The following is a 16,906-nucleotide window of genomic DNA, read 5'->3' on the forward strand; positions in this document are numbered from 1 at the left end:
CAGAATACGTTGAACTGAAGTGACTACACCTATGCGGGGCACACGATGGAAAATCTCTACGTCAAGGATGTCAGCGTGATTTATCCGGGCAAGACGGCCGGTGAACGCGTACATGCCTTAAATAATATCAACCTGACCATCAATAGCGGCGACTTTGTCGTCGCCCTGGGCGCCTCGGGCTGCGGCAAGACCACCTTGCTGAGCCTGATGGCAGGCTTCATCGCCCCCTCCAAGGGCGAGATCATGCTCGGCGACAATAAAGTGGAAGGGCCGGGTGCCGACCGTGGCGTCGTGTTCCAGAAACATGCCTTGCTGCCATGGCTGAACGTGATGGAAAACGTGGAATTCGGCCTCAAGCTGCAAGGCGTGGCTAAGGCCGTGCGGCGCGAACAGGCGGCCAAGAACCTGGCGCTGGTCGGCTTGAAGGACTTTCATGACAATATGATCTATCAATTGTCGGGCGGCATGCAGCAAAGGGTGGGCATCGCCCGCGCCCTGACCAGCAATCCCGCCATGCTGCTGATGGATGAACCGATGGCGGCGCTCGATGCGCTGACGCGTGAAACCATCCAGGAATTGCTGCTCGATATCTGGGCCAAGTCCAGCACCATGTTCTTCTTCATTACCCACAGCGTCGACGAGGCGCTGTTCCTGGCGAACCGGCTGATCGTCATGTCGCCCCGTCCGGGCCGCATCACGCACACGTATGAACTCGATTTCAACAAGCGCTTCCTCGAATGCCGCGATGCGCGCGCCGTGAAATCGAGCCCGGACTTCATCAAGATGCGCGAAACGGTGCTCAACATCATTTATGGCGACGAACGCGCCGTCAATAAAGAGCTGGAGGTGTCCCATGCATAGCCCATCCGTCGTGGGATTTCCTCCCACCACCGCCAAGCGCGCCGGCTTTTTCTCGCGCCTGTTCGCTCCCCGCTCCGCCATGCCCGGCGAAGCGTTCGGCGCGCCGGGGCAGGGCAATTCCAGCCGCATCGCCACCGTCACCGTCATCGCCGTACTGCTGCTGTGGTTTGGCGTGACGGCCAGCGGCATGGTCAAGCCGCTGTTCCTGCCGTCGCCGCAAGCCGTGTATGAAAAATTCATCATGGCGGCCACCACGGGTTTCGGCGGCGCCACCCTGTGGGAACACACGGTCGCCAGTCTGGTGCGCGTGTTTGGCGCCTTTGGCCTGGCTTGCCTGTTCGCCATTCCCATCGGCGTGATGATGGGCGTGAACCGCGTGGCGCGCGGCATCTTCGATCCCTTGATCGAGTTCTACCGTCCGTTGCCGCCGCTCGCTTACTTGCCACTGGTCATCATCTGGTTTGGCATCGGCGAGTTTTCGAAGGTCTACCTGATCTTCCTGGCCATCTTCGCGCCGATGGCGATCGCGGCCCGCGCCGGCGTCAGCTCCGTGTCGCTGGAGCAAATCCACGCGGCGTACTCGATGGGCGCTACCCGTTTCCAGGTCATCGTGCACGTGATCCTGCGGGCCGCGATACCGGAAATCCTCACCGGCATGCGCATCGGCATCGGCGTGGGCTGGACCACCCTGGTGGCTGGCGAGATGGTGGCGGCCACGCGCGGTCTCGGCTACATGGTGCTGAGCGCCTCCGAGTTCCTGGCCAGCGATGTGGTGATCATGGGCATTATCGTGATCGGCTTCTTCGCTTTCCTGTTTGATTTGATGATGCGTTACCTCGAACGTACCCTCGTGCCATGGAAGGGCAAGGTGTAAGACGTTCCCAGGAGTGGCGCGCACGCCACAAGTGTTGCCGCCGCTCCCATTTTTTAAGCAGCAATAACTCAGCAATACCCCGTACTTACTCTCCAGCGCGCTTACCCCTTGGGCGCCGCGCCGGGCCGCTGCATTTCCAGATTGACTTATGGAATGCGGCCAACCAGACTGATTCACACGATGTATCGATGCTGCTTGACGGTGTTGCCTAAATAAAACAAAGCCGCGCGGCATGAACAAGCCGCAGCAGGCAGGGCGCACCGAGCTTCAGAGATTTTCAGGAGACAAAACATGATTAGCGAATCGCATAACAGTACCGGCTTGCAGCACTCGCTCAAGCAACGCCACATGAGCATGATCGCCATCGGCGGCGTGATCGGCGCCGGCCTCTTTGTCGGCAGCGGCGTCATCGCCAAGGCCGCCGGCCCGGCCGCCATCCTTTCCTTCCTGCTCACGGGCGGCCTCGTCGTCCTGATCATGCGCATGCTGGGCGAGCTGGCTTCATCCCTGCCCGTGGTCGGCTCCTTCTACGAATATGCGCGTCTGGCCTTCGACGACAAGCCGAAGGTCTCGAAATTCCTCGGTTTCATGAGCGGCTGGATGTACTGGTATTTCTGGGTCGTCGTCGTGGCCCTGGAAGCCATCGCTGGCGCCAAGCTGGTCAACTTCTGGCTGCCGGACGTACCGTCGTGGGCTATCAGCCTGGTGCTGCTCGTGTCGATGACCATCCTTAACCTGTTCTCGGTCAAGGCCTTCGGCGAATTCGAATTCTGGTTCGCCTCGATCAAGGTCGTCGCCATCATCGTCTTCCTGTTTGTCGGCGCCCTGTTCATCACGGGTAGCTTGCCTAACAGCATCCCGACCCTGGGTTTCTTGACCAGCAACGGCGGCTTCATGCCGCACGGCTGGGGGCCGGTGCTCAGTGGCGCCGTCGCCGCCACGGCCTTCTATTCGGGCGCCGAAATCGTCACCATCGCCGCCGCCGAAACGTCGGACCCGGCCAAGGCCATCGCCCGCGCCACCAATTCCGTCATCACGCGCGTGCTGATGTTCTATGTGGGGTCCATGTTTGTCGTCGTCTGCATCGTGCCCTGGGATTCGCCGGCCATCGCCACGCCATTTGTCAGCGCCCTGACCGTCATGAACATCCCGTACGCGGCCCACATCATGAACGCCATCATTTTGACGGCCGTGCTGTCGGCCTTGAATTCCAGCCTGTACGCTTCGTCGCGCATGATCTTTGCGCTGACGCGCCGCGGCGATGCGCCCACGGGCCTGGTCAAGCTGAGCAAGAACGGCGTGCCCATCCGCGCCATCCTGTTCAGCACCCTGTTCGCCTATTTCGCCATTGCCGTATCGTATGTATCGGCCGACCTGGTGTTCCCCTTTATCGTCAATTCCTACGGCATCCTGATCCTGTTCGTGTACCTGCTCATTGCGATATCTCAATTGCGTTTGCGCCGCCGCCTGGAGCGCGAATGCCCGGAACGCATCAAGGTGCGCATGTGGCTGTTCCCTTACCTGACGTATTTCACCATCATCGCCATGCTGGTGATCCTCGGTGCCATGAGCGTGTCGTCCGATACGGAGCAGCGCGTGTCGTTCTGGTTCGGTCTGTTGAGCGTGGTCATCATGAGCGTCATGTACTACATCAAGAAGCTCGTCAACGACGACCGCAACGGCGACAACGAAGCCAAAGTGGAGCTCAAACATGTTTGACACGACCTTGTTGCCCGCAGGCCGGCGCCGCTTCCTGCGTACGACGGCCACCCTGGGCGCCGCCGCAGTGGCGGGGCCAGCCCTGGCCGCCTCCGTTACCCTGCCATTTGAAAATGGCGAGCGCGAACTGGTGGCCTTTCCGCAAAAGCGCCCGCTGATCCTGCTGACCAGCCGTCCTCCCCAGCTGGAAACGCCGTTCAGCGTGTTCAATGAAGGCGCGATCACGCCCAACGATGCGTTTTTCGTGCGCTACCACTGGAGTGGCTTGCCTACCAGCATCGATGGCGGCAGCTACCGCCTGCGCATCGCCGGCCTGGTGAAGACGCCCTTGGAACTGTCGCTGGCGGAACTGAAACAGCTGGCCGAGCCGGTCGACGTGGTGGCCGTGACGCAATGCTCGGGTAACAGCCGCGGCTTCTTTGCCCCGCGCGCGAATGGCGGGCAGCTGGGCAATGGCGCCATGGGCAATGCCCGCTGGACGGGCATCCCCCTGAAGACCGTGCTGGAAAAGGCCGGTATCGCGGCCAGCGCCGTGCAAGTAGCCTTCAATGGCCTGGAAGCGCCGCCAGTGGGCGATGGTCCCGACTTCCAAAAAGCCTTGTCCGTCGAGCACATCATGGCCGGCGACGTCATGCTGGCCTGGGCCATGAATGGCGAAGACATTCCTTTCCTCAACGGCTATCCGCTGCGCCTGATTGTGCCAGGCTATTACGGCACTTACTGGGTCAAGCACTTGAGCGACATCACCGTGCTCGACAAGCCATTCGACGGTTTCTGGATGAGCACGGGCTACCGTATCCCCGACAACGGCTCCGGCTTCATCGAGCCGGGCGCACCCGTGGGCAAGACGACGCCGATCAGCCGCCTCAACGTGCGCTCTTTCATCACCAGCGTGCAGGATGGCGCGCAAGTGAAGGCGGGGCGCGACCTGGCCCTGCGCGGCATCGCTTTTGATGGCGGCCAGGGCATCAGCGAGGTGACCGTGTCGCTTGACGGCGGCCAGACGTGGCAGGAAGCGAAGCTGGGTAAGGACCTGGGACGCTACTCGTTCCGTGTATGGACCATGCTCATGAAGGCGCCGCGCAAGGGCAGCCACGTGCTGATGGTGCGCGCCGTCAACCGCATCGGCCAGGGCCAGCCCATGAAAGCCCTGTGGAATCCCATGGGTTATATGCGCAACGTGGTGGAAACCACGCGCATCCAGGCAGTCTGAGGAGATTCACATGCGAATGAAAATATTGATTGCCGCGCTGGCACTGGCGGCGGCGGGTGGTGCGTGCGCGCTGGAAATCCACTTGCCGCCGGAAACGGCGACGTACAAACCCAGCGAATTGCCCGGCTACCAGCTGGTGCAGCGCAACTGCATGACGTGCCACGCGGCCCAGTATGCATCGAGCCAGCCCCCGGCCTCTCCGCGCGCCTACTGGGAAGCCACCGTCAAGAAGATGAAGAAGCCGTTTGGCGCGCAGTTCGACGACGCGGACATGCCGGCCATGGTCGATTACCTGGTGAAAACCTATGGCGTGGAGCGGGGCGCGGCAGCAACGGGCGCGGCCGTCGCCAAACCCGTGGCAGCCGCTGTCCCGGCCGCCAGCGGCAAGGATGTCAAAACCCTGCTGGCGGCAAACGGCTGCATGGCTTGCCATGCGCTCGACCAGAAGGTGGTCGGCCCGGGTTTTACCGAGGTGGCAGCCAGATACAAGGGCAAGGACGGTGTCGCTGCCGTGGCGGCCAACATCCGCAGTGGCGGCGCGGGCAAATGGGGCCCCGTACCCATGCCGCCATTCAGCCAGCTGAGCGAAGCGGATGCGGCGAGCCTGGCGAAGTACGTGCTGAACAGATAAGTTCGTCCCGGATGCGCCGCAACCCTTAATACCACTTGCCGCCACCCATCCAGCGCGGTATTGCCCGCTGCCATCATGCAGCGGGCCTTTTTTTACTTGTCCCATTCGCCACCGCATCGCATGCAACCGCAGCGATCGTCAGCACTGGTATTGTAAAAAACACCGTTATATAAAACCACTTGACTACCAATTTAGAGCGTCGCATTCTCTCTGCAGAAAGCCGACGCTTCGCTGTGCTTTCTTTACGTACAACATAAAAAGCTACTTCGATAGTTTTCGTATAACGTTCAGGAGACATTGTGAAGACACGGCAAATTAGCCGGCTGGCCTCGCCTTTGATGGCTGGCCTGCTGGGCAGCGCGCTGCTCGCTTGCGGCGGCAATTCCACCACCGAACCCCCATCGACCCTGCTGGCCGCCACGGCCGCCAGCGATCAGTGCGCGGCCTGGAGCGCCGCTGCCGTCTACACGGCGGGCCAGTGCGCCGTGTATGACGGCAAGGTCTACCGCGCCAAATGGTGGGTGCAGGGCACGGCGCCGAACAACGACCAGTGGGGACCGTGGAGTCTCGATAGCAGCACTCCCACCCCGACGCCCACCCCGACACCGACGCCAACGCCAACGCCAACGCCCACCCCGACGCCCACCCCGACGCCAACGCCCGGCATCCCCACCAAGGCCCAGGCCGAGGCCAACGAGGCGGCGCTGACGAACAACGATTTCTTCCGCAAGGTCAAGGCGTCGATCCGCACCCTGGGCAACACGGCCGTCGAGGCCGTGCAGCCTGGTCTGGCCAGCAATCCGCTCAACGTCAAGCGGGTCGAGCGCCTGCTGCCGGCGGCAAAGTGGGATTACTATTTTGCCGCGCGCGACACCAGTTATACCTATCAGCGTTTCCTGCAAGCCGTAGCCAAGTTCCCCGCCGTGTGCGACGACTACAGCGACGGGCGCAATGCGGACGCCATCTGCCGCCACAGCCTGGCCACCATGTTCGCCCATTTTGTACAGGAAACGGGCGACCATAACGCCAGCAGCCCGCTGCCGCAATGGCGCCAGGGCTTGAAGTATTTGCGCGAGCTGGGCTGCGACGAGACGGGCGCCGGCTGCGGCTACAACGTCGAGTGCGCCGATCCCGTCTTCAACAAGGTCTGGACCTGCGGCAAGAACGCCGATGGCAGCTTCAAGAAGTATTTCGGCCGCGGCGCCAAGCAGCTGTCGTACAACTACAATTACGGCCCATTCTCGCAAGCCATGCATGACGGCGACCAGTCCGTGCTGCTGAAGAACCCGGACCTGGTGGCCTCGACCTGGCTGAACCTGGCCTCGGCCACGTTCTTCTTTGTCTATCCGCAACCGCCGAAGCCGTCGATGCTGCATGTGCTTGACGGCACGTGGGTGCCGAACGCGGCCGATACGACGGCTGGCGCGGGCAATAATTTCGCCACCACCATCATGATCATCAACGCCGAATGCGGGCAGGGCACGGAAAAGCAGGCCGCGCAAAACCGCATCGATTACTACAAGCAATTTGCCGCCGACATGGGCTGGGATTATTCCGGCGAACAATTGTCTTGCGCCAACATGCAACGCTTCACCCCGGCCAGTTCCGCTTCCTACAACATCTATTGGGAAAAGAACTGGAGCGCCGGTGGCGACAACCAATGCCAGCTGGTCAGCTATCAAACCCCGTACAGCGCCTTGCTGGCCGGGAACTACGTGAAATGCGTGGAAGCCAACTGGAATGTGAAGTTGCAGTAGCAGTAAATGCAGGAATAGCCGGCCAGGGATAACAGTTGACAAGAGCCCCTTCAGGGGCCTGCAACAGCTCACAACGTACAACCTGTACAACCATAACGGAGACCAATACAACATGAAATCGAATGCATTATTGATGGCCCTGCTCAGCGGCGTACTCGTCGCTTGCGGCGGCGGTGGCCAAGACGGTACGACCGCCACCCCGAACACCTTGCTCGCCGCCGTAGAAGCGTGCGCCGTCTGGGACGCCGCCACCGTCTACACGGGCGGCCAGTGCGTGCTCTACCAGGGCGTCACTTACAAGGCCAAGTGGTGGACGCAGGGCAATGTCCCCAGCGCCGCCGACCAGTGGGGCCCATGGGCCGTGACGGATACGCCAACCCCGACACCGACCCCTACGCCAACACCGACGCCGACGCCGACGCCGACGCCAACGCCAACGCCAACGCCAACGCCAACACCAACACCGACGCCGACCCCTACGCCAACCCCAACCCCAACGCCAACCCCAACGCCAACCCCGACGCCAACCCCGACGCCCACGCCCACGCCTTGCCGCCCGGATGGCTTGATCTCAGCCGTGCCGAATGTGCCGTATTGCAAGGTGTACGACGCGAATGGCCGCGAAGTGCTGAGCAATGGCTTGAACCGGCGCATCGTCGGCTACTTCGCCAGCTGGCGCACCGGTGTCGACGGCAGCCCCACCTATCTGGTAAACAATCTGCCGTGGGACAAGATCACCCATCTGAACTATGCGTTCGCTTCCGTCGATCCGGCAACCTCGAAAATCGCCATCGGCAGCGGCGCGGCCAATCCGGACACGGGCCTCACGTGGCCGAACGTGCCAGCCGCCGCCATGGACCCATCCTTGCCGTACAAGGGGCACTTCAACTTGCTGTCGCAATACAAGAAGAAGTATCCGGGCGTGAAACTGATGATTTCCGTGGGCGGCTGGGCCGGCAGCGGCGGCTTCTACACGGCCACGACGAATGCGGACGGCAGCATCAACACGGCCGGCATCAACACCCTGGCCGATTCCATGGTGGCCTTCGTGCGCCAGTACAACTTCTTCGATGGCGTCGATGTCGATTACGAACATCCGACCACCAATAATGAAGCGGGCAATCCGAACGACTTCGCCGTCTCGAAGCCGCGCCTGGCGGGCCTGATGACGAGCTACAACCTGCTGCTGAAAGTGCTGCGCCAGAAGCTCGACGAGGCGGCCGTGCAGGACAATAAATACTATCTGCTCACCATCGCCGGTTCCGCCTCGGGCTGGGTCTTGCGCGGGGAGGAAAACATGTCGGGATTGAAATATCTCGATTACGCCAGCCTGATGAGCTACGACTTGCACGGCGCGTGGAACCAGTATGTGGGGCCGAACGCGGCGCTGTTTGACGACGGCAACGATGGTGAATTGCGTGCCGGTAACGCCTACCAGTTCCAGAACATCGGCTACCTGAACACGGACTGGGCCTACCGCTACTACCGCGGTGCCATGCAGGCGGGGCGCATCAATATCGGCGTGCCGTTCTACACGCGGGGCTGGAAGGATGTGACGGGTGGCACGAATGGCTTGTGGGGCACGACGCCACTGATCAGTTCCACGGTCACCTGCGCCGGCACCAAGACGTGCGGCACGGGCGCCACCGGCATCGACAACGTCTGGTACGACCTGGACTCGCAGGGTAAACCCACGCCAGGCGGCGGCAACCCGATCTGGCATGCGTTGAACTTGCAGAACGGTATCGTGCCGAGCTACCTGGACGCCTATAAAGTCACGGACAAGGCCCTGGTGGGCACTTATGTGCCGCATTACAGCAGCACCATGGTGGCGCCGTGGCTGTGGAATGCGACCAAGAAAGTGTTCATTTCCACGGAAACCACGCAGTCGATCGCGGCCAAGGCCCAGTACATCGTCAACAACAATATCGGCGGCGTGATGATCTGGGAAATGGCGGGCGACTATGCCTGGGATGCCACGCGCAACGGCGGCAAGGGCGAGTATTTCATGGGCACCACCCTGACGGACGTGCTGTACCAGGCCTTCCGCACGGCTGGAGTGTATGGCAACAAGCGCGCCGAAATCGCCATGCCGGGCACGGCGGCCAACGTCAGCATCACTTTGGGCGGCTGGAAGCTGGGCGACAACAACTTCCCCATCAACCCGGTGATGACGGTGAAGAACAACACGGCCTCGACCCTGCCAGGCGGCACCGTGGTGGAGTTCGACTATCCCGTCTCGGCACCATCGGACATGAGCGACCAGTCAGGCTTCGGTTTGACGGTGATCAATGCCGGCTACACGGGGCCGAACAATATCGGCGGCTTCACGAAGAACTACAACCGGGCCCGCTTCGCGATTCCCGCCTGGCAATCGCTGGCGCCGGGCGGCTCCGTGGCGCTGACCTTGAATTACCGTTTGCCGATCTCGGGACCGGCCAACTACACGGTCACCGTGGGCGGCACCAAGTATGCGCTGACGCAGGAGTATCCGGAATTGCCGGTAGCCTTGCCATAAGTTGAATCCGGTAGTGTAAACAGCGAAGGGCGGAACCGTGGTTCCGCCCTTTTTAGTTTCTGGCGTTAGCTAAGCTGGCTTAAAACCAGGTTTCCACCTGGAAACCGTAAGATGTTCCGCTGGTATTGTTGTTGTAGATCGGGCCGCCGTTGTTCGACGCGTTGACCGAGGCGGTGGCCGCATCGTTCCATTTGCCGTAGGTCACGAAAGCGCGCAGTTCAGGACGCGACCACAGGCCAGGACCGGCCGAGATCGTCGGCGCGATGGTCAGCTTGGTCAGGCGCTTGGCTGGCTGGCCGCCCGACTGCGTCACGCGGTCCGTGCCCAGTTCGCCCACCAGCTTGAAGTTGTTGGTGAATGCGTACACGGGACGCACGCCAACGGAGGTCCAGGTCGAGGAACCGGTGGCTTTCGACTCGTCTTTTTGCCACAGGGCGACGAACTCCATGCCAAAGTTCGGCAACGGCTGGATCGCCATGTCATTGAACACGCGCGTGCGTTTCACGTCCGAACCGAAACCGGTGTCGCCCGAGGCGCCGAACTGCGCGCCCTTGCCCGTGCCGGGACCGACGCCGTACTGCACGCCGAAGGTATTGCCGCCACCGAAGACTTTGCCTTGACGGTGGAATGCCGACAGCTGCCAGCCATTGTGCTTCTGGCCATTCGCATCGTTGTCCTTGCCTTCACCGATGATGTAGGTCGCGGCCAGGTCCAGCGTGCCGTTTTCATTGACGGGAATTTCGCCGTAGATGAAGTTCTGGCGCACGGCAGACTTGGTGCTGACGACGCCGGTCGGCGACACGGTGTTGATGTCGTTGTCCTTGAAGAAGGCATACGAGAATTTACCGGGCCCCGCAGGAATGCGGTCCAGACCGGCGCCGGTGCCGTTCATGTTGATGTATTGCAGATCCAGCATGTGGATGTCAGGACGGTAGTAGAAGCGTTTACCGATCCAGGCCGTGCCGCCGTTCAGGAAATCTAGTCCCTGCGCTTCGACATAGGCCTTGACGATGCCCAGCTTGTTGTCGCCGAAATCCGAGTTTGGCGCGTAGGCGTTGACCCAGATGGTGGCCAGGTAGTTCACGCCGCCGGACTTGGCAACAGACTTGGTGTAGCCGAATTCCGTGTAGGCGTCGCACTCATTGCCCAGACGATATTTCATGGTATTGCCACCCAGGCCGAAGCAGCCTTGCGAACCGCCGTCGCCCGAAGTATTGCTGCCGGCGCCAGCGCGCAGGTAGCCATGGAAGCCTTCGGCGTCGCTTGGGTACATGGGGTCGGCCATGGCGGAAGCGCTGGCGATGGCCAGGATCAGGGCAGGTAAAGTTTTCAATGCAGTACGGTTCATGCGGTCTCCAGAAGAATGTAAGTGGTAGCGGTGGCGCCCCTGAAGGCGACCACCGCACGCGGTCTAATGCCGAAAACCAAGTCTAGCAGCGCTTTTTTAACCACCCTGATACAAAACGTGCAAGTGCTGATACTTTCTTTCAGAGTGTTGTTTTTGCTACATATCGATACTCTTGCGCATAGCGGGCTTGCAAAAGAGTATCGAATTGCGGTTTTGGAGTATCAGAAAGTATCAAAGTCCGGTGCTACATTGTGGTCGTGGTGCCAAGTACCTGAGCATTGCCAACGACAAAAACACTGGAGACATACAATGAAACGTTACGCCATCGCCGCGCTGTTCGCCGGCTGCCTCAGCTCGTCCGCTTTTGCCGCCACCGACCTGGTCATCGCGACTGTCAACAACGGCCACATGATCGAAATGCAAAAGCTCAGCAAGTTCTTCGAGCAAGCCAATCCTGACATCAAGCTCAAATGGGTGACTCTGGAAGAGGGCGTCTTGCGCCAGCGCATGACCACCGATATCGCCACCAAGGGCGGCCAGTTCGACGTGATGACCATCGGCCTGTATGAAACGCCTATCTGGGGCAAGAAAAACTGGCTGCTCCCCATCAAGCCGGACGCCAAATACGATATCGACGACTTGCTGCCGGCCATCCGCGAAGGGCTCTCCGGCGACGGCAAGCTGTATGCGTCGCCGTTCTATGGCGAAAGCTCGATGATCATGTACCGCAGCGACCTGGTCAAAAAGGCGGGCGTGACGATCGAGGACCGTCCGTCCTGGAACCAGCTGCGCGACGTGGCGGCCAAGCTGCACGATCCGGCCAACGGCGTGTACGGCATCTGCCTGCGCGGCAAGCCGGGCTGGGGCGACAACATGGCACTCATCACCACCATGGCCAATTCCTATGGCGGCCAGCTGTTCGACATGAAATGGAAGCCGCAATTTACCAGCAAGCCATGGAAGGACGCGGTCACCATGTATGTCGACCTGATGAAGAAATACGGCCCGCCGGGCGCGGCCGCCAACAGCTTCAATGAAAACCTGGCGCTGTTTAACCAGGGCAAATGCGGCATCTGGATCGATGCGACGATTGCCGCCTCCTTCATCACGGACCCCAAGCAAAGCAAGGTGGCCGACAAGGTGGCGTTTGCCCAGTCGCCTATCGGCGTGACGGAGCGGGGCGCGAACTGGCTGTGGATCTGGTCGCTCGCCATCCCCGCGAGTTCCAAGCACCCGAATGAAGCACAGCGCTTCATCAACTGGGCCACGTCGCCCGACTACGTGAAACTGGTAGCCAAGGAAACGAGCTGGGCCAACGTGCCGACCGGCACGCGCAAGTCGACCTATGCCAGCCCCGAGTTCCAGAAAGTGGCGAAATTTGCCGCCGCCGAAGGCAAGGCCCTGGCCACCACGCGCGCCGTGCAAAGCACCTTGCCGCCGTCGCCTTACGTGGGCGTGCAATTTGCCTCGATTCCCGAATTCCAGGTGATCGGCGTGGCAGCCGGCCAGCAGATGGCGGCAGCGCTGCTGGGCAAGGTGACGGTGGATCAGGCGCTGGAGTTGTCGCAGCAGACGGCGGAGCGGGAGATGCGCAAGGGCGGGTACTACAAGTAAGCCTGCTGCATAGTTTGCGTACCCCAACGGCATAAATCTGGGGTCGGACCCTGAGGGTCCGACCCCGGTACTTTAGCTTTGCGGGTTATCGGTTCACCTGTCCCAAGAGAACATTATGAAACGCATTATCCCCCGGACTTTGCTGACGCCGGCCGTGGTCGCCGTCTCCGTCATTTCCGTGATCCCCTTATTGATCACCCTGTATTACTCGTTCGTGCGCTATTCCATGCTCGATCCGAGCGGCCATCCTTTCCATGGCCTGGCCAATTTCCACTTTTTCTTTACGGATGCCTCGTTCCTGCCGGCATTGCAGAACACGTTTACCCTGCTGTTTTCCGTCATGCTGGTCACGGTGGTGCTGGGCACGGCGCTGGGCTTGCTGATCAATGAAGCGTTCCCGGGACGCGCCATCGTGCGCGTGCTCCTGATTTCGCCGTTTCTCATCATGCCGGCCGTGAATGCCCTGATGTGGAAGAACATGCTGCTCAATCCGATCTACGGCCTGTTCGCGCAAATCAGCATTTTCTTTGGCGCCACGCCCGTCGACTGGCTGTCGGCCCATCCCCTGTTTTCCATCATCATGATGGTCTCGTGGCAATGGCTGCCGTTCGCCTGCCTGATCTTCATGACGGCCCTGCAGTCGATGGACCGGGAACAGCTGGAAGCGGCGCGCATGGATGGCGCCACCTATCTGCAACAGCTGCGCTACCTCTATATTCCCCACCTGGGCCGCGCCGTCTCGGTGGTGCTGATGATCGAGATGATCTTTTTGCTGTCGATCTTTGCGGAAATCTTTACCACCACGGGCGGCGGTCCCGGCTTCGACACGACCACCATCACCTTCATGATTTACCAGCAGGCACTGCTGTCCTATGACGTGGGAGCGGCCTCGGCCGGTGCCCTGTTCGCCGTGCTCATCGCCAACATCGCCGCCTTCTTCCTGATGCGCGTCATCGGCAAGAATCTGTCGAAATAAGGAGACCTTGATGCATAGCAAACTCAATCTGTATGGCCGCACGGCCGCCGCCTGGCTGTTCGCGCTGCTGCTGTTCTTTCCCATCTTCTGGCTGGGCCTGATGGCCTTCAAGACGGAAGGACAAGCCATTTCCACGCCGCCGCTGCTGTTTTTCACGCCCACGCTCGACAGCTTCCGCGAAGTGCTGGCACGCGACAATTACTTCGGTTACGCGTGGAACTCGCTGTTTACCAGCGTGCTCTCGACGGCCATCGGCCTGTTGATCGCCATCCCGGCCGCCTATTCGATGGCCTTCTTTCCCACGGGCGGCACCATCGGCTTGCTGAAATTCATGCTCAGCTCGCGCTACATGCCCGGCGTGGGCGCCCTGATGCCGATCTATATCTGCTATCAGTACTTCGGCCTGCTCGACACGCGCATCGGCCTGACCATCATGTTCATGCTGATGAACCTGCCCATCATGATCTGGCTCCTGTACACGAGCATGAAGGAGCTGCCGCGCGAAATCCTGGAGGCGTCGCGCATGGATGGCGCCACCGTGTGGGACGAATTCCGCCACGTCGTGCTGCCCCTGTCCGTGGGCGGCATCGCTTCCACGGCCCTCGTGTGCATGGTGTGGTCGTGGAATGAGTCGTTCTGGTCGCTGAACCTGGGCGCCTCCAACGCGGGCACGCTGGCCTGGCTCATCGCCTCGTATTCCAGCCCGGAAGGCTTGTTCTGGGCGAAATTGTCGGCCGCTTCGCTGATGGCCATCGCGCCCATCATGGCGCTGGGCTGGTTCTGCCAGAAGCAGTTAGTCCAGGGTATGACCTTTGGCGCAGTCAAATAAACTACAGAATAGAGACACACATCATGGCTTACCTTCAACTGAGCAATATCGAAAAATTCTTTGGCGAGCACCGCGCCATCAAGGGCATCGACCTGGAGATCCGGCAGGGCGAATTCGTCGTCTTCGTGGGTCCGTCGGGTTGCGGAAAATCCACCTTGCTGCGCCTGATCGCGGGCCTGGAACCGATCGACGGCGGCAAGCTGTCGCTCGACGGGCGCGACATCACGGCGCTGCCATCGTCCAAGCGCGATCTGGCGATGGTGTTCCAGTCGTATGCGCTGTATCCGCACATGACGGTGTTCCAGAACATGTCGTTCGCGCTGAAACTGGCCGGCGTCGATCCGGCCATCATCCGCGAAAAAGTCGACAAGGCGGCCGCCATCCTCGACCTTGGCAAGTACCTGGAACGCACGCCCAAAGAATTGTCTGGCGGGCAGCGCCAGCGCGTGGCCATCGGCCGCGCCATCGTGCGCGACCCGAAAGTGTTCCTGTTCGACGAACCGCTGTCGAACCTCGATGCGGCCCTGCGCGTGCAGACGCGCATCGAGATCGCCAAGCTGCACCGCGAACTGGGCGCCACCACGATTTATGTGACCCATGACCAGGTGGAGGCGATGACCCTGGCGGACCGCGTGGTGGTGCTGCGCGACGGCCAGATCGAGCAGCATGGCTCGCCATTGGAACTGTATGACCGTCCCGCCAACCGCTTTGTCGCGCAATTCATCGGCACGCCCAGCATGAACGTGGTGCCCGCTGACGCGGCGCCGCAGCTGCTGGCACAGGCGGGCAGCGCGGCGCAGGCGGACGGCTTCGTCGGCATCCGCCCCGAACACGTGCACCTGGGCGCGGCGCAGCCGGGCAGCGTGCCCGTCACGGTCGACCTGGTGGAGTCCTTGGGCGTGGAAACCCTGACCTATGTGCGCTTGCCGAACAATGTGCAGGTGGTGTCGCGCGGGGCGGAGCGCAGCAGCCTGCAGCCGGGCCAGCAGACGCATTTGACGTTCGAGCCGGGCTTCGTCCATTATTTTGACCGCGCCGGCAAGACCTACGCGGCGGCGAAAGGAGCGCTGTAATGGACGCCATCGCATTGAACCAGGCGAACCTGGCCAAGCTGCCGGTGGACGCAGCCGTGCCCGCGTATGCGCGCGGCGCGCTCGTGCCCAGCATCGTGCACATCGGCGTGGGCGGCTTTTTCCGCGCCCACCAGGCCGTGTATCTCGATGATTTACTCGGACTGCAGGGCCAAGGCCAGCAGCACGCGCAGTGGGGCTATTGCGGCGTGGGCTTGCTGGCGCATGACGCGGCCATGCGCGACGCCATGCGGGCGCAGGATGGCTTGTACACGGTGGTCGAGCGCAGCGCGGCCGGCGACAGCGCGCGCATCATCGGCTGCGTCGGCGAATACCTGTATGCGCCCGACGAGCCGCAAGCCGTACTGGAAAAGCTGGCCGACCCTGGCACGCGCATCGTCGCGCTGACCATCACCGAGGGTGGTTACTATGTGAACCAGGGCACGGGCGAATTCGACGCCGGTCATGCCGATATCGTGTATGAACTGGCGCACCCGCAGGCGCCGCGCTGCTCGTTCGGCTATCTGGCGGCGGCGCTGGCCGTGCGCCATCAGCGGGGCCTGGCGCCGTTTACCATCATGTCCTGCGATAACCTGCAAAACAATGGCGACGTGACGCGCAAGATGTTGCTGGCCTTTGTCTCTCTGCGCGACGGGGAGCTGGCGCGCTGGCTGGCCACGCATGGCAGCTTCCCCAACAGCATGGTCGACCGCATCACCCCGGCCACCACCGATGAACACCGGGCGCTGGTGCGCGACAGCTTTGGCATCATCGACGCCTGGCCCGTCGTGTGCGAGCCGTTCCGCCAGTGGGTCATCGAAGACGACTTCCCGCAGGGGCGGCCGGCCTGGGAGCTGGTGGGCGCGCAGATGACGCACGACGTGCTGCCATATGAAAAGATGAAGCTGCGCCTCTTGAATGCCAGCCACCAGGCCCTGTGCTACATCGGCATGCAGCTCGGTTACACGTTTGCGCACGAAGCGATGAACGATCCTGGCATCCGCCTGCTCGTGCGCCAGATGATGGATGAGGAAGTGACGCCCTTGCTGGATGAAGTGGAAGGCATCGACCTGGAGCGGTACAAGGCCACCCTGATCGAGCGCTTTTCGAATCCGGCCGTGCGCGACCAGCTGGCGCGCATCGGCACGGAAGGTTCGGCGCGCATCCCGAAATTCGTGCTGCCATCCGTGCGCGAAGCGCTGGCCCGTGACGGCGCCATCAAGCTGCTGACGTTTACCGTGGCGTGCTGGTTTCGCTACCTGGAAGGCCACGACGAGCAGGGGCGCGAGATGCCCTTGAACGACCCGTATGCGGCGCGCCTGCGCGCACTGGCGCTGCAGGGCGGGGCGGACGCGACGGCCTTGCTGTCGCTGCGCGAGCTGTTCGGCGAGTTGAGCGACACGCCAGCCTTTACGCAGGCGGTGGGGCAGTCGCTGGCCAGCCTGTACGGGATGGGTGCGCGCGCGGCGCTGGAACAGATCGTCGCCTGACGGGGG

The 16,906-nt window shown here is 61.6% G+C and carries 13 protein-coding genes; 12 read left to right on the plus strand and 1 reads right to left on the minus strand.

From position 1 onward, the window contains the following. The first annotated feature begins 45 nt into the window (after window positions 1-45). The 7 genes from LSO07_RS10510 to LSO07_RS10545 all read left to right on the plus strand — a co-directional run bounded on the left by LSO07_RS10510 (window position 46) and on the right by LSO07_RS10545 (window position 9,573). Complete coding sequence (locus tag LSO07_RS10510) at window positions 46-861, plus strand: taurine ABC transporter ATP-binding protein (RefSeq protein ID WP_034788398.1); 816 nt, start codon at window positions 46-48, stop codon at window positions 859-861. A 79-nt stretch (window positions 862-940) separates the two neighbouring features. Continuing rightward, complete coding sequence (locus LSO07_RS10515) at window positions 941-1,735, plus strand: ABC transporter permease subunit (protein ID WP_051959683.1); 795 nt, start codon at window positions 941-943, stop codon at window positions 1,733-1,735. A gap of 291 nt (window positions 1,736-2,026) precedes the next feature. After that, on the plus strand, window positions 2,027-3,454 hold the full coding sequence (locus LSO07_RS10520; protein WP_070254562.1) for an amino acid permease: 1,428 nt from the start codon (window positions 2,027-2,029) through the stop codon (window positions 3,452-3,454). Next, on the plus strand, window positions 3,447-4,667 hold the full coding sequence (gene sorA / locus LSO07_RS10525) for a SorA family sulfite dehydrogenase catalytic subunit (protein ID WP_151093787.1): 1,221 nt from the start codon (window positions 3,447-3,449) through the stop codon (window positions 4,665-4,667). Before LSO07_RS10520 ends, sorA begins: the two co-directional genes overlap by 8 nt. A 10-nt stretch (window positions 4,668-4,677) precedes the next feature. Continuing rightward, window positions 4,678-5,298 carry a SorB family sulfite dehydrogenase c-type cytochrome subunit gene (sorB, locus tag LSO07_RS10530; protein WP_034788391.1) on the plus strand — a complete coding sequence of 207 codons (621 nt, stop codon included), beginning with the start codon at window positions 4,678-4,680 and terminating at the stop codon, window positions 5,296-5,298. Between the two features lie 299 nt (window positions 5,299-5,597). Further along, the gene (locus tag LSO07_RS10535; protein ID WP_225317244.1) at window positions 5,598-7,055 is read left to right on the plus strand and encodes a glycoside hydrolase family 19 protein; all 1,458 of its coding nucleotides are present in this window, start codon (window positions 5,598-5,600) and stop codon (window positions 7,053-7,055) included. Between the two features lie 112 nt (window positions 7,056-7,167). Next, complete coding sequence (locus tag LSO07_RS10545; protein ID WP_151093789.1) at window positions 7,168-9,573, plus strand: chitinase C-terminal domain-containing protein; 2,406 nt, start codon at window positions 7,168-7,170, stop codon at window positions 9,571-9,573. A gap of 79 nt (window positions 9,574-9,652) precedes the next feature. On the opposite strand, the gene LSO07_RS10550 is transcribed toward LSO07_RS10545, so the two are convergent. Further along, a complete protein-coding gene (locus LSO07_RS10550; protein WP_151093791.1) occupies window positions 9,653-10,921 on the minus strand; it encodes a maltoporin in 1,269 nt (422 codons plus the stop codon). A gap of 309 nt (window positions 10,922-11,230) precedes the next feature. Between LSO07_RS10550 and LSO07_RS10555 the strand changes: the two genes are divergently transcribed. The 5 genes from LSO07_RS10555 to LSO07_RS10575 all read left to right on the plus strand — a co-directional run bounded on the left by LSO07_RS10555 (window position 11,231) and on the right by LSO07_RS10575 (window position 16,900). Beyond that, window positions 11,231-12,535, plus strand: a complete 1,305-nt coding sequence (locus tag LSO07_RS10555) for an ABC transporter substrate-binding protein (protein ID WP_151093793.1) — start codon at window positions 11,231-11,233, stop codon at window positions 12,533-12,535. Window positions 12,536-12,650: 115 nt separating this feature from the next. Beyond that, the gene (locus tag LSO07_RS10560) at window positions 12,651-13,511 is read left to right on the plus strand and encodes a carbohydrate ABC transporter permease (protein ID WP_034777943.1); all 861 of its coding nucleotides are present in this window, start codon (window positions 12,651-12,653) and stop codon (window positions 13,509-13,511) included. Window positions 13,512-13,521: 10 nt separating this feature from the next. Continuing rightward, entirely contained in the window at window positions 13,522-14,340 is an 819-nt protein-coding gene (locus LSO07_RS10565) for a carbohydrate ABC transporter permease (protein WP_034777945.1), read from the plus strand. A gap of 23 nt (window positions 14,341-14,363) precedes the next feature. Continuing rightward, complete coding sequence (locus LSO07_RS10570) at window positions 14,364-15,413, plus strand: ABC transporter ATP-binding protein (protein WP_099664782.1); 1,050 nt, start codon at window positions 14,364-14,366, stop codon at window positions 15,411-15,413. After that, entirely contained in the window at window positions 15,413-16,900 is a 1,488-nt protein-coding gene (locus LSO07_RS10575) for a mannitol dehydrogenase family protein (RefSeq protein WP_151093795.1), read from the plus strand. The genes LSO07_RS10570 and LSO07_RS10575 overlap by 1 nt, the downstream gene beginning before the upstream one ends. Window positions 16,901-16,906: the final 6 nt, after the last annotated feature.

This window comes from Janthinobacterium sp. PLB04, assembly GCF_021165895.1.
Lineage (GTDB): Bacteria > Pseudomonadota > Gammaproteobacteria > Burkholderiales > Burkholderiaceae_D > Janthinobacterium > Janthinobacterium lividum.

Bases quoted from the DNA above. Each gene is read 5' to 3' on its own strand.
- LSO07_RS10510 (WP_034788398.1), top strand. From the start codon at position 46: ATGGAAAATCTCTACGTCAAGGATGTCAGCGTGATTTATCCGGGCAAG.
- LSO07_RS10515 (WP_051959683.1), top strand. From the start codon at position 941: ATGCCCGGCGAAGCGTTCGGCGCGCCGGGGCAGGGCAATTCCAGCCGC.
- LSO07_RS10520 (WP_070254562.1), top strand. From the start codon at position 2,027: ATGATTAGCGAATCGCATAACAGTACCGGCTTGCAGCACTCGCTCAAG.
- sorA (WP_151093787.1), top strand. From the start codon at position 3,447: ATGTTTGACACGACCTTGTTGCCCGCAGGCCGGCGCCGCTTCCTGCGT.
- sorB (WP_034788391.1), top strand. From the start codon at position 4,678: ATGCGAATGAAAATATTGATTGCCGCGCTGGCACTGGCGGCGGCGGGT.
- LSO07_RS10545 (WP_151093789.1), top strand. From the start codon at position 7,168: ATGAAATCGAATGCATTATTGATGGCCCTGCTCAGCGGCGTACTCGTC.
- LSO07_RS10550 (WP_151093791.1), bottom strand. From the start codon at position 10,921: ATGAACCGTACTGCATTGAAAACTTTACCTGCCCTGATCCTGGCCATC.
- LSO07_RS10555 (WP_151093793.1), top strand. From the start codon at position 11,231: ATGAAACGTTACGCCATCGCCGCGCTGTTCGCCGGCTGCCTCAGCTCG.
- LSO07_RS10560 (WP_034777943.1), top strand. From the start codon at position 12,651: ATGAAACGCATTATCCCCCGGACTTTGCTGACGCCGGCCGTGGTCGCC.
- LSO07_RS10565 (WP_034777945.1), top strand. From the start codon at position 13,522: ATGCATAGCAAACTCAATCTGTATGGCCGCACGGCCGCCGCCTGGCTG.
- LSO07_RS10570 (WP_099664782.1), top strand. From the start codon at position 14,364: ATGGCTTACCTTCAACTGAGCAATATCGAAAAATTCTTTGGCGAGCAC.
- LSO07_RS10575 (WP_151093795.1), top strand. From the start codon at position 15,413: ATGGACGCCATCGCATTGAACCAGGCGAACCTGGCCAAGCTGCCGGTG.